Genomic DNA, 23417 nt, shown 5'->3' with positions numbered 1-23417 from the left:
TTTTGCGGGGGGATTTACGAGCGGTGGCGAGGGAGTTCGATCCCTCGCCACACGTGCATCAGAGCTTCGGTAACTGACCGATCCGGCCAATCATCTCCGTCACGATCTGCAGATCAAGCTGGAATTGCTCCACGGTCTTGAATTCACCGTCGGTGTGACCGGTGTATTTGACCTCTGGCCGGGCCAGACCGAACTGCACGCCATTGGGCAGTTCATGCACCGAGGTTGCGCCGGCGGAAGTGCCGAATTCGTGCTTCATGCCCAGATTTTCAGTGGCAACCGCCAGCAGCGCTTTGACCCACTCGCCCTCTGGATTGCGGTACATCGGCTCGGCGATCGAATAGTCGAAGGCAACGGCAACATGGGTTTTCTTGCTCCACGCCGCCAGTTTCTCAGCGATTTCAGCCTTGAGCTTTTCCGGCGACTTGCCTTTCGGCACGCGCAGGTTGACCGCCAGTTTAAAGGCCTTGTCATCCATGCCGACGTAGGTCAACGACGTGGTCAGCGGACCCATGAAGGCGTCGGAGAAACCGACGTTCAGTTTGTTGCCCAGGTAATCCAGCCCCCAGTTGTCGGCGGCGTAGCGTGCGGCGTCCGTGATGTGGTTGTGCTTGAGCGCGACTTTGCCATCAAGGCCATTGATGAAGTCGAGCATACGCGCCACCGGATTGACCCCGGACTCGGGCTCGGAGGAGTGCGCGGACACCCCGGTGACCGTCAGCTTCACGTCTTTGCCATCGACTTTGGCGCTGATCTCGAAGTTGCCGCCATTGCGTTTGGCATAGTCGGCGCCGGCCTTTTGCAGGCTGGCGACGAGCTCGGCAGGTTTGTCCGTAATCAACGTCGCGACGGATGCCGACGGAATCTGGTTGGTCGCCAGGCCACCGGTCATCGAGATGATTTCTGCGCCTTTGCCCTCAGCCTTGCGCTTGGCAAAATTGGCCATGACGGTGCCGTAACCTTTCTCGGCAATCACCACCGGGTAACCGCCATCCAGCGCCAGGTTGTAGTTGGGTGTCGGGTTACGCTCGAAATAGTAGGGGATCGCGTCGCCAGTGGTTTCTTCGGTGGTGTCCACCAACAGCTTGAAATTACGTGCCAGTGGCAGCTTTTCTTCCTTGATGACCTTCATGGCATACATCGTCACCACGATGCCGTTCTTGTCATCCTCGGTCCCGCGGCCATACATGCGATCGCCGATCAGAGTGATCTTGAACGGGTCGAGACGAGTACCGTCCTTCAATACCCAGTTCTCCGGCGTCACCGGCACCACATCGGCGTGCGCATGAATACCGACGACTTCATCGCCGGAGCCTTCGAGGGAAATCTCGTAGACGCGGTTGTCGATGTTGCGGAAATTCAGATTGAAAGACTTGGCCAGGTCTTTGATCTTCTCACCGATCTTGATGAATTCCGGATTGTCGTGCTGTGCAACGCCGTCCTTGCGAAACGTCGGGATCTCTACCAACTCGCGCAGAGTCTCGGTGGCTGCTGCGCTGTACTTAACGCGTGCGTAGATGCCGAGCAGGCGATAGATCTCGTTTTGCTGCTCAGCGGTCAGAGTCTTGTTGTCGAGGAAGGCGCCAATGGCCGGGCCGATATTGGCTGTCTTGGCCAAGTCACTTTTAGCCAGGCTGCCGAGGAACTGACGGAAATCCGTAGTCGACTCGGCCTTGAACGTCTTGAGGATTTCAGCGCTTTGCTGCGCAGTGATGTTGGCTTGCGCGGGTGCAATAAAGGCGGATAGACCGGCCAGCATCAGTGTGGTGGCGGCCAGCTTTTTGAAAGGGAAATTCATTAAGAAGGGCATTCCTTGGCAGTGCTGTTAATAAAGGAGTGTCTCAACGCTGAGACACATGCACTTACAAACTACCACCGTGCTAGAGGATTGGGGGAGCCCTGAAACGGGATCTGTCGCACAGAAATGCAAAAGGGGCGCAGAAACGAAAAAGCCCGGATTTAAATCCCGGGCTTTTTCATTACGGTGTTTTTCAGTCGGCGGCGCAGTCTCCTCTCGCCGAGAATGATCAAAAAAACGAACTGTCGAGGTGCTTTTGGCGTCCACCCCTATGACTGCCCTGGCGACACTGAAACCGAGCCGTCCCTACCACGCAACGATGGAGACACCCGATATGAACAAGCCACTTCTGTTTCTAAGCCTGTGCTGTGCACTCATGCTGCAAGGCTGTTTCGATAACTCGGACAACGAGACCAAAGACAACACTGACGGTGCGAAGTCATCGATCCAAATGCAGCAGAAGGATGACGCGCAGCCGAGCAAGTAGTCGCGCGCTTGTTCCAGCGATGCAGAGTTTGCAGGTCGCGCATGGGGCTTTTATTGGAGACTATCCGGATCCCCAAAAAACATCTGAATCCGCGACCTCAACCAACGCTCGCCCGGATCATTATCCTGCGACCCACGCCACGCCATGTGCAGTTCAAACGTGCGGGTCGGCAACGGCGGATCTTCTGCGCGGACGCCACCAGCAGACGTCAATGCTTCGGCGGCATAGTCCGGCACGGTTGCGACAATGTCAGTTCCGGCCAGCAGCGTGCTCAAACCATTGAACTGCGGCACGGCCAGTACCACATGGCGTTTGCGGCCGAGTTTCTCCAGCTCTTCATCAATGAAACCGCTGAGGTCGCCGGCAAACGACACCAGGGCGTGGGGGCGGGCGCAGTAATCGTCGAGGCTCAGCGGCCCCGGCACGGTGTCGGCGCGCAGTAACTTGGGCGCGCTACGGCGCAGTACCTTGCGCTTGGCATTGGCCGGCAAGTCGGTGGTGTAGCTGACGCCGATGGAGATTTCGCCGGAAGCCAGCAGGCCCGGCATCAGGATGTAGTTGACCCGGCGCACCACCAGCACAATTCCCGGTGATTCGGCGCGCAGGCGTTTTAGCAGCATCGGCAGCAAGGCGAATTCGACGTCATCCGACAACCCGATCCGAAATACCGAAGTGCTGGTGGCCGGATCGAATTCTGCCGCACGGCTGACGGCGGTCGAAATCGAGTCGAGGGCAGGCGAGAGCAGGGCGAAGATTTCCACCGCGCGGGCGGACGGTTCCATGCTCCGGCCGGTGCGTACGAACAAGGGATCATCGAACAGGCTGCGCAGGCGCGAGAGCGCCGCACTGATCGCCGGCTGGCCGAGGAACAATTTCTCGGCGGCGCGGGTCACACTGCGCTCATGCATCAACGTTTCGAATACGATCAACAGGTTCAGGTCGACACGACGCAGGTCATTACGATTCATCTGGAGTCCTGGCAGAGTCATCAAGCTTGACGAGGGCAGCCATATGAGAACAATGGCCGGCATGAATCTTACGGGGAAAGACTGGTACTCTGCACCGGAAAATTCAGCTTTACTCAGACGGTGGCAGCAGTTTTTCAAGGATTTTGCCAATACCGCCCATACTGCGGAATCAATGACAGGCATGTCGACTATTAATAGCCACTGATAGTCTTGGGTTAAAAGCCCAGATAGAGTTCATGGCATTAGAGGTTACTTTGACGAGGTTTGCGATGTCCCGCACGATCCGTTTTCACAAGTTTGGTCCGGCCGAGGTGCTCAAATGCGAAGAGCATGCGGCCGCTCAGCCAGGTCCTGGCGAAGTGCAGGTGCGTGTCGAGGCAATCGGCATCAGTTGGTACGACACGCTCTGGCGCCAGAATCTGGCGTCGTCCCAGGCACGCCTGCCATCAGGCCTTGGTCATGAAATGGCCGGCGTGGTCACGGCGATTGGCGCTGATGTCGAAGACCTGTCCGTCGGTGACAAGGTCGCCAGTTTCCCGGCCGAAAGTCCGAACGACTATCCAGTCTACGGCGAGTCGATCGTACTGCCGCGTACCGCGCTGACCCGTTATCCGGATGTGCTCAGCCCGATCGAAGCCAGTGTGCATTACACACCGCTGTTGATCGCCTATTTCGCCTACGCCGATCTGGCACGGGTCAAACCGGGGCAGTTTGCCCTGGTCACTGACGCCAGCCATTGCGCCGGCCCTTCGTTTGTACAACTGGGCAAGGCCATGGGCGTGCGGGTCATTGCCGCCACCAAAGAGGCGGGAGAGCGCGAGTACCTGCTGTCTCTGGGCGCGGAAAAGGTGATTGTCACCGAAGAGGAAGATCTGTTGATGCGAATCAACAAGATCACCGACAACCGTGGCGTCGATGTGGTGTTCGACGGCCTTGGCGGTCCGCAGATGTCGCTGCTTGGCGATGTGCTGGCGCCCCGTGGCAGCCTTGTGCTGTACGGCCTTCAGGGTGGGAACCAGACGCCGTTCCCGGCATGCGCAGCGTTCCAGAAGAACATCCAGTTCTTTGTGCATTGCATCGGCAACTTCACCGGCAAACCGGAGCTGGGTATCACCCAGGATCACGTGGCCCTGCAACGTGCCCTGCGTGACATCAACCAGTTGACCGCTGACCGCGTGTTGCTTCCGCTCAAGACCCGGGTGTTCCCGTTCAGCGAGTTCGTCGAAGCGCATCGCTACATGGACGAATGCCCATGCCGCGAACGGGTTGCCCTTCAAATCGAGTCGGCGTAACCCTCGTCATCAGAGTCCGTGGCCCCACGGACTCTTTCGTGTTTATCCCCGTCTGAAAAGCAAAGCTCTCTGGCGCCATGTCCGGGACCTGTTCAGCAACTGAACTGGTTTTTGCTCTGGATCTGTATCTTCTAATCGCAATGTAAGCCCTGATAATTGAGTGATTACTTTCATCTCAAGGAATGAGCCATGGCTGTGCATTCAATTTACCGTCCTCAACATATAGACCTCAGTTTTGTTAAACACGGCAATCTTTGTTTAATTGCTGTAGGGCTATTCCGAAACTCCTTCTCTTTTTCTTGTAATCACTTGTCGTGGGACGTTGTGGGAAGTTTCCTAGGATTATTTGTCAATAAAAAATACCTTTGCATAACAATCACTTGAGAGCGCTCTGTGGCGAAAATAGAGTTTTTCTCAGGTCAAGTGTTTCAAATAACTACGAATTTGTAAGTGTTAGCATCTGAGCGTCTATTACTTATTGATTAATTGTCGTGCGGTCGGTCTTCTGTCTGCGCGCCATGAAACCTTTTATACCGGGTAAATACCGATGAGCACGATCCATGATCAGGCAATGAATTATGTCTACCAGCAAGTATTGCAACGTTTGCTGAGTTTTTTCTCTCGAGCGGAGCGCACGGCATTGCAGTTGCTGATTCAGCGATTGGCCGTGGCTGCTGGCGGCATGGAGAACATCGGTCAATTCAAGGTGCTGGTCAACCAGACCGGGTCGCGCGACAGCTGTTACACATTGGCGCTGCTGCGGGCAGCGCAGTTGAGTATCGCCGGGCGCGCGCCCGGTACGTTTCAGCTACGGGTGGCGACTTTACGCTGGAGCGGCAACAGTGACACGGCACTGCAGAACATGCACCGAAGCTACGGGGCGCTGTTCCTCTATGACGATCCTCGGGTCGAGCTGTTGATGCTGGATCATCGCCAGGTCCTGCCATTCGACCATCAGGCACCGATTTGCGAAGAGGGGCGCGAGACCCATCGTCTTAACCTGCTGCTGCTCGGTCATCGAAGAACCTACGGCGATGCGCTTGAATTGTGGGATGACGCTTATCTGGCGACTGCCGAGTACTACGGTCAGATCGCCCGCTGGAACAATGGCGTCGATGCCATGATCGGCAGTGAGTCGTTACACCGCCAGAAGCACTTTCTCGACGGCTTGAGTCGTGCTGTTCAAAAAGCCGCCATTGCCGGTCCGCTGGTGAGCTCTGCTGGCTTTGAAGCGCTGTTCCCGCTGCTTGACGGGCTGGGTGGGGATTACTACCGCGAGTTCTACACCGAAGAGGAGCAGGTAATGTGGCGCCCCGAAGGTGAATTCGAAGCGTGTCGGCGCACCGGTTTCATCAACATCAACGACATGATTGTCGGCAAGCTCGAGGAGCGCTGGCCGTTGCTCAGTGACTTTCTCGGGTTCCAGGCGGATGACCTGAGCCTTTACCAAAGTGACGACGAATATGCAGATCCTCTGGTCGCTGCGCATCTTCGAGGAATGCAGGCGCGATTCATCGAGGGGAGAACCTACGAGGCCGGAATCAGCGAATACCTGCATAGCAGTCTGGAGACGATGCGGCGCAGACAGGTACCCGAGCCGGTTTGCGAACAGATGCTCGCCAACTTCGGCAATCTGCAGGATCCGCGACAGTTGCGGGTGCAGGCGGAAGGCTGGCTCTCGGCCGGTTTCGACATGAACGATACCCAGCTGATGTGCCTGCTGTTTGCACCGTTTGTTGATAGCGGGGCAGGGCTGGAACGGTTTCTGCGAAATTGTCATCCCGGCATGTTGGTGGCATTGCCCGATCTGCACCGGGCAATGCAGGGCCTGCATGCACCCGAGCAAGTGCTGAAGTGGATGACGGACGTCAGCGGGTTGCCGGTCAAATTGATTGTGCGTCTCTACTCCATGGGGCCCGTTCGGTTACTTGCGTCCGGCGACAGTGCCAGTGCGCAGGAGGCGGGTGCCGAGCCAGCAAACGATCGATCGGCGGAAGGCTGACCGTGAGCCCATCGCATAACCCTGAATCACAGCCAATGGATGCCGGCTCGTGAAAACGTCGCGGGAAAACGACTTTGTTTATCAGGCTGTTTATCGCTACCTGACGTTACTGATCGAGGAAGCAGGGAGCGGCGCGGCAGGGCGCTTGCCATCCTTGCGGCAACTGGCTGATCGACTCAATGTGTCGATCTCGACCGTCCAGTACGCTTATTCGTTGCTGGAAAAGGAGGGTCGGGTTTATTCAATCGCCAAATCCGGTTATTACGCGCAAGCACTGCCCGCGCTGGACTTGCCCGGTTGTGGCAGGGATCTGCTCGAAACCGTCTACGTCAATGCCAAGCGACCGGGCATGTGTGTACTGAGCGCTGATGAGCCGGCTTCGCTGCAACCGCTGGACCGTCCTTTATTGATGCTTGAGCGGGAGTTGCTACGCCAGTATCCGCGACAGCCGCAAATACTGGTGCAGCCTTGCGGTGAGCTGGAGTTGCGCACCGTTCTGGCTGCGCGTTACACCTCATCGACGGTGAATTGCTGGCATGCCGATGACGTCTATATCGGCGCCGATTTGCGCGGGGTACTGGAAATTCTGATTTCGGTACTCGAGTTGCGTGGGGCCACCGTGGTGGTTGAGTCGCCGTGTGACTGGGTGATCCTGCGTCTGCTGGAGTCAGCCGAAGTACGCGTGATCGAGTTGCCGCTGCTCGCCGACGGGGTGATTGATCCGCAGCGCCTGGAGTCTTTACTCAAGACCGAACCGGTACGACTGATCCTGTTGTCCTCAGCGTTGAGCATGCCCCACGGCAGCCTGCTATCTGCGCCCAATCGGCAGGCCATCGCCCATCTGCTCGGATGTCATGGCACCTGGGTTCTGGAAAACGATTGCTACAGCGAGCTCGATGAAGGGATCGAATCCCGACGCCTGCGCGACTGGCTGGACCCGGATCGCCTGCTGGTGTTTTCCACGTTCGAGAAGTTCATCGGTGCAGAGGCGCCTTTCGGTTTTATCCTGTCGCGCCATTGGCGCAGTGAGTTGCAACGCCATTTCCTGTTACGCGCGTTCAGCTTGTCGCTGATCCGCCAGAAAGCGATTGCGAGACTGCTGGGCGGCGGGCGGCTGGACCAGCATATGTCGGTACTGCGGCGGATGCTCAAGGAGCGACGGACGCAGTTGATCCAGTTATTGCGCGAGCGCTTGGGCGACTCGCTGCAGATTGTCGAGCCGCAGGGCGGGGCGACAGTCTGGGTAAGCTCGTTGCGTCCGGTGGACATGGGGAATGTCTTTCAGCGCCTGCTCAAGCAACAGATCATCATCGCGCCAGGGGAGTTGTTCAGCCTGCAGGGTTTGCACGCGCACCATCTGCGCTTGAGCTCGTTGAGCCACGGGGACCACGATCTGGCCAATGTCGTCGGGCTGCTGGGCGACGCATTGCGTCTGGCACCCGAGGGTTAACGTTAAAAAACATCGGAAGTGTTCCGGATAGATCCCATCGCACTGCGGTCAAACTGCCAGTAAACTGCGCTCTATTCCTGAATCACTCTATTTCAGAGGTTTTGCATGACACTCAGTCCTTTTGCGGGCAAACCGGCACCGGCAGAATTGTTGGTCGATATCCCGCGACTGGTAACGGCTTATTACACCGGCCAGCCTGACGCTTCCATTTCCACGCAGCGTGTGGCGTTTGGCACGTCGGGGCATCGGGGCAGTTCTTTCGACCTGAGTTTCAACGAATGGCACGTGCTGGCGATCAGTCAGGCGATCTGCCTGTATCGCGAGGCCCAAGGGATCACCGGGCCGCTGTTTGTCGGCATCGACACCCACGCGTTGTCGACCCCCGCGGGTGCCAGCGCTCTGGAAGTGCTGGCGGCGAACGGTGTGACCGTGATGATCGCCGAAGGTGACGAGTACACGCCGACGCCGGCCATTTCCCATGCCATTCTTTGCTACAACCGCGGCCGTACTTCGGGCCTGGCCGATGGCATCGTCATCACGCCGTCGCACAATCCGCCACAAAGCGGTGGCTATAAATACAATCCAACAAATGGCGGGCCGGCCGACACCCATATCACCAAGTGGATCGAAGCCAAGGCCAACGAACTGCTGGCGAATAAACTGGCTGGCGTGAAACGCATCAGCTACGAGCAGGCGCTCAAGGCCAGCACCACCCATCGTCATGACTACGTGAATACTTACGTGGCTGATCTGATCAACGTGATCGACTTCGATGCCATTCGTGATGCGAAACTGCATCTGGGTGTCGATCCGCTGGGTGGAGCAGGGGTGCGCTACTGGTCGGCGATTGCCGAGCACTATCGTCTGGATCTGGACGTGGTGAACAAGCAAGTCGATCCAACCTTCCGTTTCATGACCGTCGATTGGGATGGCCAGATTCGCATGGACCCATCATCGAGCCATGCGATGCAAGGCTTGATCGGTTTGAAGGAGCGTTTCGATGTGGCGTTTGCCTGCGATCCAGATCACGATCGCCACGGCATCGTGACCCCTTCCGGTGGCTTGCTCGCGCCGAACAACTATTTGGCGGTGTCCATCGATTATCTGTTCCAGAACCGTCCGCAGTGGCGTGCCGATGCTGGTGTGGGTAAAACCGTGGTCAGCAGCGGTCTGATCGATCGCGTGGCCAAGCGTCTGGGGCGTCGTCTTTACGAAGTGCCGGTCGGTTTCAAGTGGTTTGCGGACGGCTTGTTCGACGGCTCCCTGGGTTTTGGTGGCGAGGAAAGCGCCGGTGCATCGTTCCTGCGCAAGGACGGCGGTGTATGGAGCACCGACAAGGACGGTCTGATCCCGGCACTGCTCGCGGCAGAAATGACCGCTCGCACCGGACGCGATCCAAGCCAGGCCTATAAGGCGCTGACGGATGAACTGGGCGAGCCGTTCTCGGTGCGCGTAGACGCCAAGGCCAATCCGGAGCAGAAAGCGCTGCTGAGCAAGCTGTCGCCGGAGCAAGTCACGTCGACCGAATTGGCGGGCGAGAAGATTCAAAGCATTCTCAGCCACGCACCGGGCAACGATCAGGCGATTGGCGGTTTGAAGGTGATGACCGAGAACGGCTGGTTCGCGGCGCGTCCGTCAGGCACCGAAGACATCTACAAGATCTACGCCGAAAGCTTCATCAGCGACGAACACCTCAAGCAATTGGTGGTTGAAGCGCAAGCTCTGGTGGATGGCGCCATTTCCAGCAAATAAGCTGAAAACAGGGCTACGGGCCAAAAAAAGGGGCAACCATTGTGGTTGCCCCTTTTTTTGCCTGCAATCAGGCGATCAAGCCAGATCCACCAACACAATCTCACTGTCTTCAATCGCAGTAACGGTCAGCACCTGCTCGTGCGCAACCGCCACGCCGTCTCGAGCTTGTGCACGCAAGCCATTGACTTCAATCACACCCGTAGCCGGTACCAGATAGGCGCGGCGTCCTTCGTCGAGACGATATTCCGCCGTTTCCCCAGCCTTGATGTTCGCCGCCACCAAGCGTGCATCGGCGCGGATACGCAGGCTCTGATCATCGCCATCCTTACCGCTGGCAAGTGTCACAAACCCTTCACGCTGACCTTTGGGAAAGGGTTTTGCACCCCAGGACGGCGGGGCACCGGTTTCGGTGGGCAGGATCCAGATCTGGAAGATTTTGGAGTCCTGGGCTTCGAGGTTGTATTCACTGTGCGCGATACCAGTGCCGGCACTCATGACTTGCACGTCGCCAGCCTCGGTGCGGCCCTTGTTGCCGAGGTTGTCCTGATGAGTAATCGCACCTTCGCGCACGTAGGTGATGATTTCCATGTCGCGGTGCGGGTGCTGCGGAAAACCGCTGCCCGCGGCGATTACGTCATCGTTCCACACCCGCAGATTGCCCCAGCTCATACGCTGTGGGTCGTAGTACTCGGCGAACGAAAAATGGTGATGGGCATCCAACCAGCCATGATGGGCGCCGCCCAGTGTGTTGAAAGGTCTGAGTTCAAGCATGATCGTCTCCTCAAAAGGTTAATGACGGGGCGCATTTATTGCGCCCGGCCCAAGACCGGTGGTTTATGACGGCGATCATCTATCAGCCAAGTATCGATAAAAAGCGTAAAAAGTGCGGCATCAGCATCGAATAAGTCGATCAAAAAAAACTCGAGAATTTCTCATTCCACCTTCAGTTCATCGCCTAAACCAATGAAGCGTAAGCATTTCGCTAGAACTCAGCGTTAAATAAAGACACCATAGCCCTCATCAGCCTTACCCACTGGAGCCCGTCAGCGTGGCGCAACAAACCCCCGATCTTCCTCCCGAACTTCGCCCATTGGCCGAGATGCCGTGGTTCAAACGTATGGCCGCACGTTTCTTCGGCCACGGTTTGACGCGTTTGCGCGCGCAACACCGTGCTTCGTGGCTGCATGGTCAGGCGGATGGCTTTCGTAGCGGTCACACCGCGGGTGTCGAGTACGGGTATAAAGAGGGCAAGCTCGAGGGGTTTGAAGAAGGTCGGCAAGTGTTGCTGATCCGCGACAGCCGCAACACCGAACATCGTCCGCCAAGCGTGGACAATCTCCTGTTCGACGACTGGCGTCTGCCGCTCACTGCGGAGCTGAAGAAGCGCATCAAGGCTGATGTCGCGCGTTTACTCCCCGCACACGCTCAGCCAAGCACTGCGCAGTGGAAAATGATTTTCAGCGATACGCCATCGACCTCTGTGGTGGCCGGCGCCGGAGCGGGCAAGTCGACCACGCTGGTCCTGCGCATTCTATTGCTGACTCACTATCTGGGCTTTGAGCTCGACTCGATGACCGTGGTGACCTTCACCCGCGAGTCGCGCAAGGACTTCATCAACAAGTTGATCGAGCTGTTTGCGCTTTGGGGGCGAGCGTTGAGCCTGAAACAGGCGCGGGAACTGGTGCGAACCTTCCACTCGCGAATCCTGCCGATGGTGCGCAGCCTCGCGGGTTTCGAGCGTTTGCAGGCTTTCGAGAACCTCAGCCATCGAGCGCCCGGCGCTGACGAGGAGGTCGACAGCAATCCGTTCGATCTGCGTATCAACGACGCGCAGCGCCAACAGCTCAATGCCTGCTATCACCGCTTGTTCACTCAGGACGAACGTTTCCGCCAACTGATTCAGCCGATGTCCAAGGCCGGTTTGCAGCTCAAGGAGCTGGAGCGTGATCACCCTGATGTGCAGAAGCGCATGGCTGTCACCGAGCTGGCGGCCAAACGCGATGAAGAACTGTGCGATGCCATCGAAGATCTGTGGTTCGGCGCCGGTGCCTGGCCTATCAAAGGCATTGAGCCAAACCGCCAGACCTTCGAAATCAACGGCGCTAAATTCCACTGCCATGGCTACATTCCAAGCCTCGACGCGTGGGTCGTGCTCGGTTTCGATCCCCGGGAAAACGCGCAGCTGAGCCGACCCAATGCGAAGCTTTCGATACGTGCAGAATGGGCAGTAAAGCGCACCCTGTTTCAAGCTTTCTGCCGTAAGCCTTTGATATGGCTGGATAGTTACGACTCATCGAAGCGTATTTTGGCGACATTGGCGGGCGATGCCAGTGCCGGCCCGGGCTTCGACTACAAGGTTAAAGGCGAACTCGCTTCAGCGCCGTTGCTCGACTGTTTTGTCGCCGCGGCCGGTTTTATCGAGAACCTGGGGCTGGACGTGCCAGACGCTGTTGGCCGAATGAGTTTCGCCAAAGATGACCCCGACCGGTTTTTCTTTGAGGCGTTGAGCCTGTTTTGGCGCGCCCTGGAAGATCATCTGCTCGACCAGAAACCCCCGATCATGACCTACAACCGCATGTTCGCGCTGTTCAGCGAGCACTCGCCGGAAAACCTCAAACTGCTCAGCGATGAACTGCTGCGACCGATGTCGCACCTGATGATCGATGAGTTTCAGGACGTTTCGCCACAGATCGTTTCGTGGATACGCGCGAGCCTCTCGGAGATTCGCAGCCGTGGGCCGGCCATGCATGTCGGGCGAGGCGCGCAGCGCTCGTCGCTGCTATGTGTGGGGGATGACTGGCAATCGATTTATGGCTGGCGCGGCAGTTCACCGAGCTATTTCATGGAGTTCAACAAGGAATTCCCGTCGCCGAGCACCACGCGTGTGATGCTCAGCGACAACTATCGCAGTCATCAGCACATCATCGATGCGGCGGAACACATCGTACGTGCCGCGCCGGCGATCCCCGGCAAGAAGGCCAAGGCGAGCGGTGAGCCCAAGCCATTGCAGCCGGTCAACGTGCTGGAGCGCGACGATCAGGCACTGGGCGAGCGCCTTGCAGAGCACTATCGACAAGGACATTCAATCTTGATGCTTTATCGAAAAAGCAGCGATAAGTTATTGATTGAGCAGCATATTCAGTCTGTAGTTAATGTTGATTCTAGCTTGCCGTACGAAGCTCGCCGCTTGAGACAACTGACCTATCACAGCGCCAAGGGTCTGCAGGCAGACGCGGTGTTTCTGCTGGGTGACTGTCAGCACCTGACCAGTTCCCCCTACAAAAATCAGGTGTATCGCATGGCCGGATTGGGCAAAACCGGTGACAGTGAGCCGTACGACAGCGCGCAAAAGGACGAAATTTTACGCCTGGCGTACGTAGGGATTACCCGCGCGGTCAGCCATTGTTACTGGTATGTCGAGCCGCAGGAGGCGCAAGCGGTGAACATGCCCAAAGCGTCCGATCGCGTGGCGAAAGGCAAGCCATTCTTCGCTGATCATCGAGCAGAAAAGCAAACCGCGTGACCCACAAAAAAGCCCGCATCAATGCGGGCTTTTTGTTGTAAATCAAACGGTTATGCGTAATTCCTGAGAGACTCTGGAGGTATGAAAGCATCCAGCTCATCCTCCACAGCCTCGATAATTCGCTCGACGTCTGCCGCATTCATCACCGTTGCGCACGGGATGCCAGCGATAGCGATCATGGTTTCACCACTGGCTCGATCAAACAATCGGGCAATCATGCTGCCCGGTGCATCCATCGTTGCCTCGAAACCCATGGGATGAAAATGCCAGCGCATCAGCTGGCAGGCGTTGGGGAACGTGACTTTGCTTGACCCTTTATTCATGTGTTGCCCGCCTTCTTCATCGAGCGCTTCCTTTAGCTCATGTTAGGTGGGAAGAGCCTTCATTGGCTCAACCGGTGACTGACATTAAAAGTAGCATCTCAATGTGAAATTCCTGTGAGAATTTTCAGTTCATTTTGCGATTGATTCGTATTTTTTGATGTAGGTCACGGCCTACGCACTCATCGCCAAAATGCCACCACGGATTAGTCATTGATGCCCGTGCCGAACTTGGGCAAGCTCGGTTCTTTTTCGCCGAGCTCCTTATGCACGCCGACGACGACGGCCCCGCACAGACCCAGGCCACGACCGCCACGGTCATGCGCTATCACTTGAGCTGGAAACACCGCGATCTGGACAGCGTCATGGCGCTGTATCACCCGGAGATTCAATACAGCGATTTCTTCCAGAACCGCGTGCTCGGCCTCGACGAGTTGCGCGAGTACGTGCGTGTGAGCATGCCGCGTGAATCCGACGAAGCGCTTGAGCATTGCGACCGCATTCGCGTCGACGGCAACACGGCGTTCATTCAGTACGAAGTGACCCTGCGCGGCGGCGAGGGGCTGGTGTCGTTCCGCTCCAGCGAGGCGATCACGGTAAAGGACGGGCTGATCTGGCGCGTCAATGAATACGCCTCACTGGTGCGTGCGCAGGCCGGCAATACGACAGCGCCGAGCCAGCGCCCGGCCGTCAGTCGCCTGGGCCTGTCGCCGCGACAATTGAGTTTTATGGCCGACGATCTGCAGCAATACTTTGAACGTCAGCAACCGTATCTCGATGCAGAGCTTGACCTGCAACGGGTCGCGAAGGAGTGCGGGTACAGCCGCAATCAGATTTCCTACCTGCTTAATCAGGTGCTCGGGCAAAGTTTCTACCGCTACGTCAACCACGCGCGGCTGCAACATCTGCTCAAGTCACTGGACGATGCCGTGCCGCCAGTGCGCATCGATGAGTTGGCGTTCGCCGCGGGTTTCAATTCGCTGTCGGCTTTCTATAGCTGTTTTCGGCAACATACCGGCCAGTCACCCAAGGCCTACGTTAAACAAATTTCTTTGCGGACACGCGCGCAAGACATTCCCTGAGCTTGCGCAATAGGATCAACGCCATCGAAGGTTTTCAGTGGCGGAGTCTTGCATGCCAGCGTGGCGCACTATCAGTTTGTGGATGGATCAACTCGACGAGCCGCTGATCGCGCGGCCCGAGCTTGAGCGGGATCTGGACGTCGACGTGGCAATCATCGGCGCCGGTTACACCGGGCTGTGGACGGCGTACTACCTGAAAAAGCACGCGCCGGGCCTGAATGTCGCGATTATCGAGGCACAAACCGCCGGGTTTGGCGCATCCGGGCGCAACGGCGGCTGGCTGATGGGTAATCTGCTTGGCGAGGATCGTTTGCTCGCCGGCCTGTCCCCCGAGCAGCGCCGCGCGTCGTTTGATCTGCTGCACAGCATTCCTGATGAAGTGGAAGTCGTCCTCGAACTTGAGGGTATCGACTGCGATTACCGCAAGGGCGGCGTGCTGTACTGCGCGGCGCGATATCCGGAACAGGAAGCCACGCTGCGCGACTATCTGGCCAAACTCCACGCCCAGGGCCTGACCGACGACGATTACCGCTGGCTAAGCCCCGAGCAGTTGGCACAGCAGATTCGTGTCGCCAAACCTTACGGTGGCATTTACGCGCCGCATGTCGCGACCATTCACCCGGCCAAACTGGTGCGCAGCCTGGCGCGCACCGTACAAGGCATGGGCGTGAAGATTTACGAAAACAGCCCCGTTACGCACTGGCAGTCGGGCAGCTTGCGCACTGCCAAAGCCCATGTGCGCAGTCGCTGGATCGTGCCGGCGGTGGAAGGTTATTCGGTGACATTGCCACCTCTGGGGCGCTACCAATTGCCGGTGCAAAGCCTGATCGTCGCCACTGAGCCGCTGTCCGCCGCTACCTGGGACGAGATCGGCCTCAGCCGCGGCCAGGCGTTCAGCGAATTCAGTCGCCAGGTCACCTATGGCCAGCGCAGTGCCGACAACCGTCTGATTTTCGGCGCCCGTGGTGGTTATCAATTCGCCGGCAAGCTGCGCCACAACTTTGATCTGACCCGCGATGAAGTGGAGCTGCGTCGCTATCTGTTCGGTGAGCTGTTCCCGCAACTGAAAAATGTGCAGATCACCCACGCGTGGGGCGGCAACCTCGGCATGTCCCGACACTTCAAGCCGCACATGCTTTGCGATCGGGCCAACGGTATTGCACTGGCCGGCGGCTATGGCGGGGAGGGCGTCGGTGCCAGCAACCTCGGCGGTCGTACCCTGGCCGATCTGATTCTTGAGCGCGACAGCGAACTGGTTAACCAGCCGTGGGTGCTGCCGGACGGCGGGATTCATGCGCTGCGTGCCTGGGAGCCGGAACCGTGCCGCTGGCTTGGCTACAACGCGATCATCAAAAGCTTTGTTCACGAAGATCAGACTCTGGCCAACCCGGCGACTGCGCCATGGCGGCGCAAACTCGCCAGCCAGGTGGCCGGGTTCATGGAAGGTTTCATGCACTGACAGTTGTTTATTCACAAGACAGGTAACGCCATGAGCATCACCCAGTTCAAAAACACCGCCACGCTACAACTCGATGAATCCAATCCGGTCGCCGTACCGCTTGGCGAGCCGATCGCCATTGCCTCGACCACCAGCGTCGAGCGCGACGATGGTGTCGAAACCGGCGTCTGGGAATGCACCCCCGGCCGATGGCGCCGGCAGATTACCGCGCAGGAGTTCTGCCATTTCATCTCTGGGCGTTGCACGTTCACCCCGGACGACGGTGGCGAAACCCTGCACATACAAGGTGGCGACGCATTGATGTTGCCGGCCAACACGCTCGGCATCTGGGATATCCAGGAAACCGTGCGCAAGAGCTACGTGCTGATTTTCTGATTGCTTGATCTTTTGATTGCCTGCCAAACAACAATAGCCTCTACAGGAATCGACCCATGATCCAGAAAACCCTCACTCTGGCGCCGCTGTTGCTGGCCGCCTCCATCAGTCACGCCGCCGACACGGTCAAGGTCTACAACTGGTCCAGCTACATCGCGCCTGAAACCACCAAAAATTTTCAGAAAGAAACCGGGATTGGCGTCACGTATGACGTCTACGACAGCAACGAAACCCTCGATGGCAAGTTGATGACCGGCAACTCCGGTTACGACGTGGTCTTTCCGTCCAACCACTTCATGGCCCGGCAGATTCAGGGCGGCGCGTTGAAGAAGCTCGACAAGAGCCAGTTGCCGAACTGGAAAAACCTCAATCCGGTGTTGCTCAAGGCCCTGCAAACCAACGACCCGGGCAACGAGCACGGCTTCCCGTATCTGTGGGGCAGCACCGGCATCGGTTACAACGTTGCCAAGATCAAAGCGGTGTTGGGTGACGACGCGCCGGTTGATTCCTGGGACCTGATCTTCAAGCCCGAGTACATGGAAAAACTGCAGAAGTGCGGCGTCGCCATCCTCGACAACGGCCCGGAATTGCTCCCGGCGGCGCTCAATTACCTGGGCCTGCCGCACCACAGCAAAAACCCCGAGGACTACAAGAAAGCCGAAGCGCTGCTGATGAAAGTGCGGCCGTACGTTAGCTATTTCCATTCCTCGAAGTACACCAGCGATCTGGCCAACGGTGATATTTGCGTGGCGGTCGGTTTCTCCGGCGACATCCTGCAAGCCGAGAGCCGCGCCAAAGAGGCGAAGAACGGCATCGAGATCGGCTATGCGGTTCCCAAGGAAGGTTCGCCGATCTGGTTCGACATGGTCGCGATGCCGAACGACGCACCGGACGAGAAGGCCGGTTACGCCTTCATGAACTACCTGTTGCGCCCGGATGTGATGGCCGACATCAGCAACTCGGTGCACTACGCCAACGGTAATGAGCAGGCCGACAGCCTGATCGACCCGGCAATCAAGAACGACACCAAGGTTTATCCGACCCCGGAGATGTTGGGCAGATTATTCGCGCTGGAGGCAATGCCGATGAATATTGATCGGATTCGTACTCGGGTCTGGAACAAGATTCGTACCGGTAGCTGACCCACGATTTCCCCCTGTAGGAGCTGCCGTAGGCTGCGATCTTTTGATCTGTTTTTGTATAAGCAAGATCAAAAGATCGCAGCCTTCGGCAGCTCCTACAGGGGGTAATGTATGTGGTTGATATCAATGCGCTGGCACTTGCACTAATAAGTAGCAGAAAGTGAGACGCCTTCGACAAAAAACAACTTAGCCATATTTAATAATTAAATAGAAAATCGTCAGACAATTAGGCGCAATCGAGACGTCTGAAACATTCTTTCGACCGCACATGCTTTGTTTACGGGAGATTCCCGGAACAGCCCGATTTGAATTCAAAAAAATGCTTTACGTCAGATTTCAAATTGTGTCAGGTTTCTTACGCCTTCATTGGGCGAGTGATAGGACGATCTCGCCAGAGATTGTCGCTATCGGACAAAAACTGTTCCATTGCTTAACAAGGAAGTGTGTTTATGTCGAAAGTTAAAAAGAACGCTATTGATACCGCCGAACAGGCTTTCCAACCTGTAGGGGCTGCGCAGTCGCTGGCAGCATCCAGCTCCGCCTGGAACCAGATCAATAGCTTCAGCCATCAATACGATCGCGGCGGCAACCTCACGGTCAATGGCAAACCCTCCTTTTCCGTCGACCAGGCCGCAACCCAGTTGCTGCGCGACGGCGCTGCCTACTTGGACAAGGACGGCAGCGGCAAGATCGAACTCACCTACACGTTCCTGACTTCTGCTTCATCGAGCACGATGAACAAGCACGGGATCAGCGGGTTCAGTCAGTTCAGTACACAACAACAAAACCAGGCCAAGCTCGCCATGCAATCCTGGGCCGATGTCGCCAACGTCACCTTCACCGAAAAAGCTACGGGCGGTGACGGTCACATGACCTTCGGCAACTACAGCGGTGGTCAGGACGGCGCTGCAGCGTTTGCCTATCTGCCGGGCACCGGCAATGGTTATGACGGCACTTCGTGGTATCTGATCAACAGTGGCTACACGCAAAACAAGAACCCGGATCTGAACAACTACGGTCGTCAGACCCTGACTCACGAGATCGGTCATAGCCTCGGTCTGGCCCACCCTGGCGACTACAACGCCGGTAATGGCAACCCGACCTATAACGATGCTTCCTACGGGCAAGACACCCGCGGCTACAGCATCATGAGTTACTGGAGCGAGAGCAACACCAACCAGAACTTCAGCAAGAACGGTGTGGAAGCCTATGCCTCCGGCCCGCTGATGGATGATATTGCAGCGATCCAGAAACTCTACGGCGCCAACACCACCACCCGTACCGGTGACACCACCTACGGGTTCAACTCCAACACCGGTCGCGACTTCCTCAGCGCTTCGTCGTCGAGTGACAAAGTGGTGTTCTCGGTCTGGGATGCGGGCGGCAAGGATACTCTGGACTTCTCGGGGTTTACCCAAAACCAGAAGATCAACCTCAATGACGCCTCGTTCTCCGACGTTGGCGGAATGGTGGGTAACGTGTCCATTGCCAAGGGCGCGATCATCGAGAACGCCATCGGTGGTTCGGGCAGCGATCTGCTGATCGGCAACAGCGTGGCCAACGAGCTCAAGGGCGGTGCCGGCAACGACATCCTCTACGGGGCTGGCGGTGCCGACAAGCTGTGGGGTGGCGCGGGTTCGGACACGTTCGTGTTCGCGGCCAGCTCCGATTCGAAGCCGGGTGCGATCGATCAGATCCTCGATTTTGTCAGCGGTCTGGACAAAATCGACCTGACCGGCATCACCAAGGGCGCCGGCCTGCACTTCGTCAGCGCCTTCACCGGTGCGGCGGGCGATGCAGTGTTGACCTCGTCGGGCGGCAACAGCCTGCTCTCGGTGGACTTCTCCGGATTCGGCGCGGCCGACTTCCAGGTCAGCACCGTTGGCCAGGCAGCAACCAGCGACATCGTGGCTTGATGTGAAACAAGAGGGCGGCGCGTGATGCGCCGCTTTCTTCGCTTGCATCGTCTTGCCCTGTAGGCAAGGCTACGCAACGGGGTGAAATTTCCTATGAGTCGAAACGTTTTTACCTACATGACGGTGGCGTGGCTGATGGCGGCGCTGATGATTTCAGGAGAGACAAGCATGGCAAGCAGCCTCAGGCTCGAAGAACCCTCGGTATTTGCCGGTCAGTGGCAGGCGACGCTGAGCGCTAGCAATGACAGCGCTGAAGCGCAAAAACTGCAGGATAAACCGTCGAATACCTGCGCTGTCGATCTGCAATCCAACCAGACGATTGGTAAAGGCGCTGACTGCCTGGGGGCATGGCTTGAAGAGGCACCGATTGGCTGGTTTCCCGAGCCGGACGGTATTTCGATTACTGGTAAAGAGGGCTCAAGAATCCAGTTCTTCAGCCGACAACGTGACGGGCTTTATCTGGCAACTTTGAAGTCAGGTCTGAAAATTACCCTGGAGCGCGTTGCGCAACAGTCGTAAAGATCTATCAGACGACAAGGTTTTAATATAAAGCCTCACTGTCAGGTTATAAGCGGCATGTTCAATCTCAACTGCACCGCATTAAATAGCGCAAGTTGTTATGAATTTGTAAGCGAATACCCTGTAAATATGTTCCGGCTTTGCGCGGATAATCAATTTGAAGTCTCGCCAAAGATTGGCGAGAGTTAGATCTCAGGAATAATCAATGAAGATGGCGAAGGCCCCAGCCACCGCGCCCTTGTTCAAGGCATTGGGTGACTATAAAAGCATTCTGATCAGCGTCGGATGCTTTACGGCACTGATTAACGTGCTGATGCTGGTGCCCTCGATTTATATGCTCCAGGTCTATGACCGGGTGCTGTCTTCGCAGAACGAAACCACCCTGGCGATGCTGTCGCTGATGGTTGTCGGCTTCTTTCTCTTTATCGGCCTGCTGGAAGTGGTGCGCAGCTTCATCGTGATCCGCATCGGCAGCCAACTGGAGCGCCGCTTCAACCTGCGGGTGTACCAGGCGGCGTTCGAACGCAACCTGTTCAAGGGCGAGGGCAATGCCGGGCAGTCGCTGGGCGACTTGACCCACATTCGCCAATTCGTCACCGGGCCGGCACTGTTCGCTTTTTTCGATGCGCCGTGGTTTCCGGTGTATCTGTTCGTTATTTACCTGTTCAACGTCTGGCTCGGTGTGCTCGCCACCGCCGGTGCGCTGCTGCTGATCGCCTTGGCGTGCCTCAACGAATACATGACCAAAAAGCCGTTGGGCGAAGCCGCCGGTTTCTCGCAGCAATCCAGCCAGTTGGCCACCAGCCACCTGCACAACGCCGAAACCATTCAGGCGATGGGCATGCTCGGTGCGTTGCGTAAACGCTGGTTCCAGGTGCATTCGCGCTTTCTTGGTTTGCAGAATCAGGCCAGCGACACCGGCGCGGTGATCAGCTCGCTGAGCAAAACCCTGCGTCTGTGCCTGCAATCACTGGTGCTGGGCCTCGGCGCTTTGCTTGTGATCAAAGGTGACATGACCGCCGGCATGATGATCGCCGGCTCCATTCTGATGGGCCGCGTACTCAGCCCGATCGACCAGTTGATCGCCGTCTGGAAGCAGTGGAGCGGGGCGAAGCTGGCTTACCGTCGTCTCGATGCGTTGCTGCAAGCCTTCCCGCCGAGTGATGACGCGATGGCCCTGCCAGCGCCGAAAGGCCAGATCACCTTCGAGCAAGTCAGTGCCGGCCCCCCTGGGCAACGCGCTGCGACCTTGCACATGGTCAATTTCAATCTGGGTGCGGGTGAAGTGCTGGGTGTGCTCGGTGCGTCCGGTTCCGGTAAATCGACCCTGGCCCGTGTACTGGTCGGTGTGTGGCCGACTCTCGGCGGCACGGTGCGACTGGACGGTGCGGACATCCACCGCTGGAATCGCGATCAACTCGGCCCTTATATCGGCTACCTGCCGCAAGACATCGAACTGTTCAGCGGCAGCATCGCCGAGAACATTGCGCGCTTCAGCGAGGCCGATCCGCAGAAAGTCGTGGCGGCGGCGCAACAGGCTGGCGTTCACGAAATGATCCTGCGCCTGCCGCAAGGTTACGACACGCAGTTGGGCGAGGACGGCAGCGGTTTGTCTGGCGGCCAGAAACAGCGCGTGGCCTTGGCCCGCGCCATGTACGGCACGCCTAGCCTGGTGGTGCTGGATGAACCCAACTCCAACCTCGATACCGTGGGTGAAGCAGCACTGGCCAGCGCTATTGCGCAACTCAAGGCCCAGGGCACCACTGTGGTGCTGGTGACACATCGCTCTTCGGTGCTGGCCCAGGCCGACAAACTGCTGGTGCTCAACGAGGGTCGTCTGCAGGCCTTCGGCCCGAGTCAGGACGTGCTCAAGGCGCTGTCCGGCGCCGCCAATGAACAACCACGCGAGAAACCTGCACAAGCACCGGGCGGGCTCAGCATGAGCCGGCAGTATCAGCCCACGACAAGGAATTCCGGTGTATGAGCAGCGCAAACATGAACACTGAAAACGAAGCGAGCATGGAGCACGCGTACATCGCTGAACGCCCGGAACGTGACGCGAAATTCTTCGCGCGCATGGGCTGGATTCTGGCGATTGTCGGCGCGGGCAGTTTCTTCACCTGGGCGGCATTGGCGCCGCTGGATCAAGGCATCCCGGTGCAGGGCACCGTGGTGGTGTCGGGCAAACGCAAAGCCGTGCAGTCGATGAGCAGCGGTGTGGTCAGCCGGATTCTGGTTCGCGAAGGCGAGATCGTTAAGCAGGGCCAGCCACTGTTCCGCCTCGATCAGACGCAAGTCGCTGCCGATGTCCAATCGCTGCAGGCGCAGTACCGCATGGCCTGGGCGAGTCTGGCGCGTTGGCAGGCCGAGCGCGACAACCTCAAGCAAGTGACCTTTCCGGCTGCGTTGAGCAATGACCCGGATCCGCGCCTGGCGTTGGTGCTGGAAGGTCAGCGCCAGTTGTTCAGCAGTCGCCGCGAAGCGTTCTATCGCGAACAGGCCGGACTGCGCGCCAGCATCGAAGGCGCCACCGCGCAACTGGCCGGCATGCGCCGCGCGCGCAGCGACCTCAATGCCCAGGCCTCTTCGCTGCAACAACAGTTGAGCAACCTGCAACCGCTGGCCGACAACGGCTACATCCCGCGCAACCGCTTGATGGAATATCAGCGCCAGCTCTCGCAGGTCCAGCAGCAACTGGCGGAAAACACCGGTGAAAGCGGGCGTGTAGAGCAGGGCATTCTTGAATCGCGCCTGAAGCTGCAGCAGCACAGCGAGGAATATCAGAAGGAAGTCCGTACGCAACTGGCTGAGGCGCAGCTCAAAAGCGTCACGCTGTCGGAGCAACTGACCTCCGCCGGTTTCGACCTGCAACACAGCGAGATTGTCGCCACCGCCGATGGCGTGGCGGTCAATCTGGGCGTACACACCGAAGGCGCCGTGGTGCGTCAGGGCGAAACCCTGCTGGAGATCGTTCCGCAAGGCACCACCCTGGAGGTGGAAGGGCACCTGCCGATCAATCTGATCGACAAGGTCGGCCCGCATCTGCCGGTGGACATCCTGTTTACCGCATTCAACCAGAGCAAAACCCCGCGTGTGCCGGGCGAAGTCAGCCTGATTTCCGCCGACCAGATGGTCGATGAAAAAACCGGCGTGCCGTACTACGTGTTGCGCAGCAGCGTCAGTGATCAGGCCATGGAAAAACTCCACGGCCTGGTGATCAAGCCCGGCATGCCGGCAGAAATGTTTGTGCGCACCGGCGAGCGTTCGCTCCTCAACTATCTGTTCAAACCGCTGCTCGACCGCGCCAACTCTGCGTTGACCGAAGAATAAGG

General features: G+C 57.8%; 18 protein-coding genes. 14 read left to right on the top strand and 4 right to left on the bottom strand.

Going from position 1 to position 23417, the window contains the following annotated elements; all coding sequences use genetic code 11:
- Nucleotides 1-58 precede the first annotated feature (58 nt).
- Nucleotides 59-1798 (bottom strand): dipeptidase, encoded by a 1740-nt coding sequence (locus ACA061_RS14115; RefSeq protein WP_497299432.1) that lies wholly within the window; start codon nucleotides 1796-1798, stop codon nucleotides 59-61.
- A gap of 334 nt (nucleotides 1799-2132) precedes the next feature.
- Here ACA061_RS14115 and ACA061_RS14110 point away from each other — a divergent pair, with 334 nt between their 5' ends.
- Nucleotides 2133-2285, top strand: a complete 153-nt coding sequence (locus tag ACA061_RS14110) for a hypothetical protein (RefSeq protein WP_191623970.1) — start codon at nucleotides 2133-2135, stop codon at nucleotides 2283-2285.
- Between the two features lie 50 nt (nucleotides 2286-2335).
- Here the strand turns inward: ACA061_RS14110 and ACA061_RS14105 are convergent, their stop codons facing one another.
- Nucleotides 2336-3253, bottom strand: coding sequence for a LysR family transcriptional regulator (locus ACA061_RS14105; RefSeq protein WP_224450859.1), 918 nt, complete (start codon nucleotides 3251-3253; stop codon nucleotides 2336-2338).
- Nucleotides 3254-3522: 269 nt separating this feature from the next.
- Between ACA061_RS14105 and ACA061_RS14100 the strand changes: the two genes are divergently transcribed.
- The 4 genes from ACA061_RS14100 (at nucleotide 3523) to pgm (ending at nucleotide 9749) form a co-directional block, all read left to right on the top strand.
- A complete protein-coding gene (locus tag ACA061_RS14100; protein ID WP_150603861.1) occupies nucleotides 3523-4545 on the top strand; it encodes a zinc-dependent alcohol dehydrogenase family protein in 1023 nt (340 codons plus the stop codon).
- Between the two features lie 547 nt (nucleotides 4546-5092).
- Nucleotides 5093-6547 carry a hypothetical protein gene (locus tag ACA061_RS14095; RefSeq protein WP_497299431.1) on the top strand — a complete coding sequence of 485 codons (1455 nt, stop codon included), beginning with the start codon at nucleotides 5093-5095 and terminating at the stop codon, nucleotides 6545-6547.
- A 49-nt stretch (nucleotides 6548-6596) separates the two neighbouring features.
- Complete coding sequence (locus ACA061_RS14090) at nucleotides 6597-7997, top strand: aminotransferase-like domain-containing protein (protein ID WP_150615549.1); 1401 nt, start codon at nucleotides 6597-6599, stop codon at nucleotides 7995-7997.
- Between the two features lie 105 nt (nucleotides 7998-8102).
- The gene (gene pgm / locus ACA061_RS14085) at nucleotides 8103-9749 is read left to right on the top strand and encodes a phosphoglucomutase (alpha-D-glucose-1,6-bisphosphate-dependent) (RefSeq protein ID WP_150615550.1); all 1647 of its coding nucleotides are present in this window, start codon (nucleotides 8103-8105) and stop codon (nucleotides 9747-9749) included.
- Between the two features lie 75 nt (nucleotides 9750-9824).
- On the opposite strand, the gene ACA061_RS14080 is transcribed toward pgm, so the two are convergent.
- On the bottom strand, nucleotides 9825-10520 hold the full coding sequence (locus ACA061_RS14080; RefSeq protein ID WP_150603865.1) for a pirin family protein: 696 nt from the start codon (nucleotides 10518-10520) through the stop codon (nucleotides 9825-9827).
- 277 nt (nucleotides 10521-10797) lie between these two features.
- On the opposite strand from ACA061_RS14080, the gene ACA061_RS14075 reads away from it, so the two are divergent.
- Nucleotides 10798-13272 (top strand): UvrD-helicase domain-containing protein, encoded by a 2475-nt coding sequence (locus ACA061_RS14075; RefSeq protein ID WP_497299430.1) that lies wholly within the window; start codon nucleotides 10798-10800, stop codon nucleotides 13270-13272.
- Between the two features lie 50 nt (nucleotides 13273-13322).
- Here ACA061_RS14075 and ACA061_RS14070 read toward each other — a convergent pair whose 3' ends face one another.
- Nucleotides 13323-13595, bottom strand: a complete 273-nt coding sequence (locus tag ACA061_RS14070) for a DUF1652 domain-containing protein (protein WP_150603867.1) — start codon at nucleotides 13593-13595, stop codon at nucleotides 13323-13325.
- A gap of 263 nt (nucleotides 13596-13858) precedes the next feature.
- Here ACA061_RS14070 and ACA061_RS14065 point away from each other — a divergent pair, with 263 nt between their 5' ends.
- The 8 genes from ACA061_RS14065 (at nucleotide 13859) to ACA061_RS14030 (ending at nucleotide 23415) form a co-directional block, all read left to right on the top strand.
- Complete coding sequence (locus ACA061_RS14065; RefSeq protein ID WP_210552782.1) at nucleotides 13859-14674, top strand: helix-turn-helix domain-containing protein; 816 nt, start codon at nucleotides 13859-13861, stop codon at nucleotides 14672-14674.
- Between the two features lie 52 nt (nucleotides 14675-14726).
- Nucleotides 14727-16133: an NAD(P)/FAD-dependent oxidoreductase gene (locus ACA061_RS14060; RefSeq protein ID WP_497299429.1), complete on the top strand. Its 1407-nt coding sequence runs from the start codon at nucleotides 14727-14729 to the stop codon at nucleotides 16131-16133.
- Nucleotides 16134-16163: 30 nt separating this feature from the next.
- A complete protein-coding gene (locus tag ACA061_RS14055; protein ID WP_150603870.1) occupies nucleotides 16164-16508 on the top strand; it encodes a cupin domain-containing protein in 345 nt (114 codons plus the stop codon).
- 56 nt (nucleotides 16509-16564) lie between these two features.
- Nucleotides 16565-17650, top strand: coding sequence for a polyamine ABC transporter substrate-binding protein (locus ACA061_RS14050; RefSeq protein WP_497299428.1), 1086 nt, complete (start codon nucleotides 16565-16567; stop codon nucleotides 17648-17650).
- Nucleotides 17651-18099: 449 nt separating this feature from the next.
- Entirely contained in the window at nucleotides 18100-19566 is a 1467-nt protein-coding gene (locus ACA061_RS14045) for a serralysin family metalloprotease (RefSeq protein WP_497299427.1), read from the top strand.
- 93 nt (nucleotides 19567-19659) lie between these two features.
- Nucleotides 19660-20085 carry an AprI/Inh family metalloprotease inhibitor gene (locus tag ACA061_RS14040; protein ID WP_497301939.1) on the top strand — a complete coding sequence of 142 codons (426 nt, stop codon included), beginning with the start codon at nucleotides 19660-19662 and terminating at the stop codon, nucleotides 20083-20085.
- Between the two features lie 205 nt (nucleotides 20086-20290).
- A complete protein-coding gene (locus tag ACA061_RS14035) occupies nucleotides 20291-22069 on the top strand; it encodes a type I secretion system permease/ATPase (protein ID WP_210552777.1) in 1779 nt (592 codons plus the stop codon).
- Nucleotides 22066-23415: an HlyD family type I secretion periplasmic adaptor subunit gene (locus tag ACA061_RS14030; protein ID WP_497299426.1), complete on the top strand. Its 1350-nt coding sequence runs from the start codon at nucleotides 22066-22068 to the stop codon at nucleotides 23413-23415. Before ACA061_RS14035 ends, ACA061_RS14030 begins: the two co-directional genes overlap by 4 nt.
- Nucleotides 23416-23417: the final 2 nt, after the last annotated feature.

The organism is Pseudomonas sp. LBUM1668, assembly GCF_059695715.1.
Note: the sequence above shows the minus strand (reverse complement) of the source record. Positions and strands in the feature narration are given on the sequence as shown.

Bases quoted from the DNA above. Each gene is read 5' to 3' on its own strand.
- ACA061_RS14105 (WP_224450859.1), bottom strand. From the start codon at position 3,253: ATGAATCGTAATGACCTGCGTCGTGTCGACCTGAACCTGTTGATCGTA.
- ACA061_RS14095 (WP_497299431.1), top strand. From the start codon at position 5,093: ATGAGCACGATCCATGATCAGGCAATGAATTATGTCTACCAGCAAGTA.
- ACA061_RS14035 (WP_210552777.1), top strand. From the start codon at position 20,291: ATGAAGATGGCGAAGGCCCCAGCCACCGCGCCCTTGTTCAAGGCATTG.
- ACA061_RS14070 (WP_150603867.1), bottom strand. From the start codon at position 13,595: ATGAATAAAGGGTCAAGCAAAGTCACGTTCCCCAACGCCTGCCAGCTG.
- ACA061_RS14080 (WP_150603865.1), bottom strand. From the start codon at position 10,520: ATGCTTGAACTCAGACCTTTCAACACACTGGGCGGCGCCCATCATGGC.
- ACA061_RS14115 (WP_497299432.1), bottom strand. From the start codon at position 1,798: ATGAATTTCCCTTTCAAAAAGCTGGCCGCCACCACACTGATGCTGGCC.
- ACA061_RS14050 (WP_497299428.1), top strand. From the start codon at position 16,565: ATGATCCAGAAAACCCTCACTCTGGCGCCGCTGTTGCTGGCCGCCTCC.
- ACA061_RS14030 (WP_497299426.1), top strand. From the start codon at position 22,066: ATGAGCAGCGCAAACATGAACACTGAAAACGAAGCGAGCATGGAGCAC.
- ACA061_RS14065 (WP_210552782.1), top strand. From the start codon at position 13,859: ATGCACGCCGACGACGACGGCCCCGCACAGACCCAGGCCACGACCGCC.
- ACA061_RS14045 (WP_497299427.1), top strand. From the start codon at position 18,100: ATGTCGAAAGTTAAAAAGAACGCTATTGATACCGCCGAACAGGCTTTC.
- pgm (WP_150615550.1), top strand. From the start codon at position 8,103: ATGACACTCAGTCCTTTTGCGGGCAAACCGGCACCGGCAGAATTGTTG.
- ACA061_RS14055 (WP_150603870.1), top strand. From the start codon at position 16,164: ATGAGCATCACCCAGTTCAAAAACACCGCCACGCTACAACTCGATGAA.
- ACA061_RS14060 (WP_497299429.1), top strand. From the start codon at position 14,727: ATGCCAGCGTGGCGCACTATCAGTTTGTGGATGGATCAACTCGACGAG.
- ACA061_RS14110 (WP_191623970.1), top strand. From the start codon at position 2,133: ATGAACAAGCCACTTCTGTTTCTAAGCCTGTGCTGTGCACTCATGCTG.
- ACA061_RS14100 (WP_150603861.1), top strand. From the start codon at position 3,523: ATGTCCCGCACGATCCGTTTTCACAAGTTTGGTCCGGCCGAGGTGCTC.
- ACA061_RS14040 (WP_497301939.1), top strand. From the start codon at position 19,660: ATGAGTCGAAACGTTTTTACCTACATGACGGTGGCGTGGCTGATGGCG.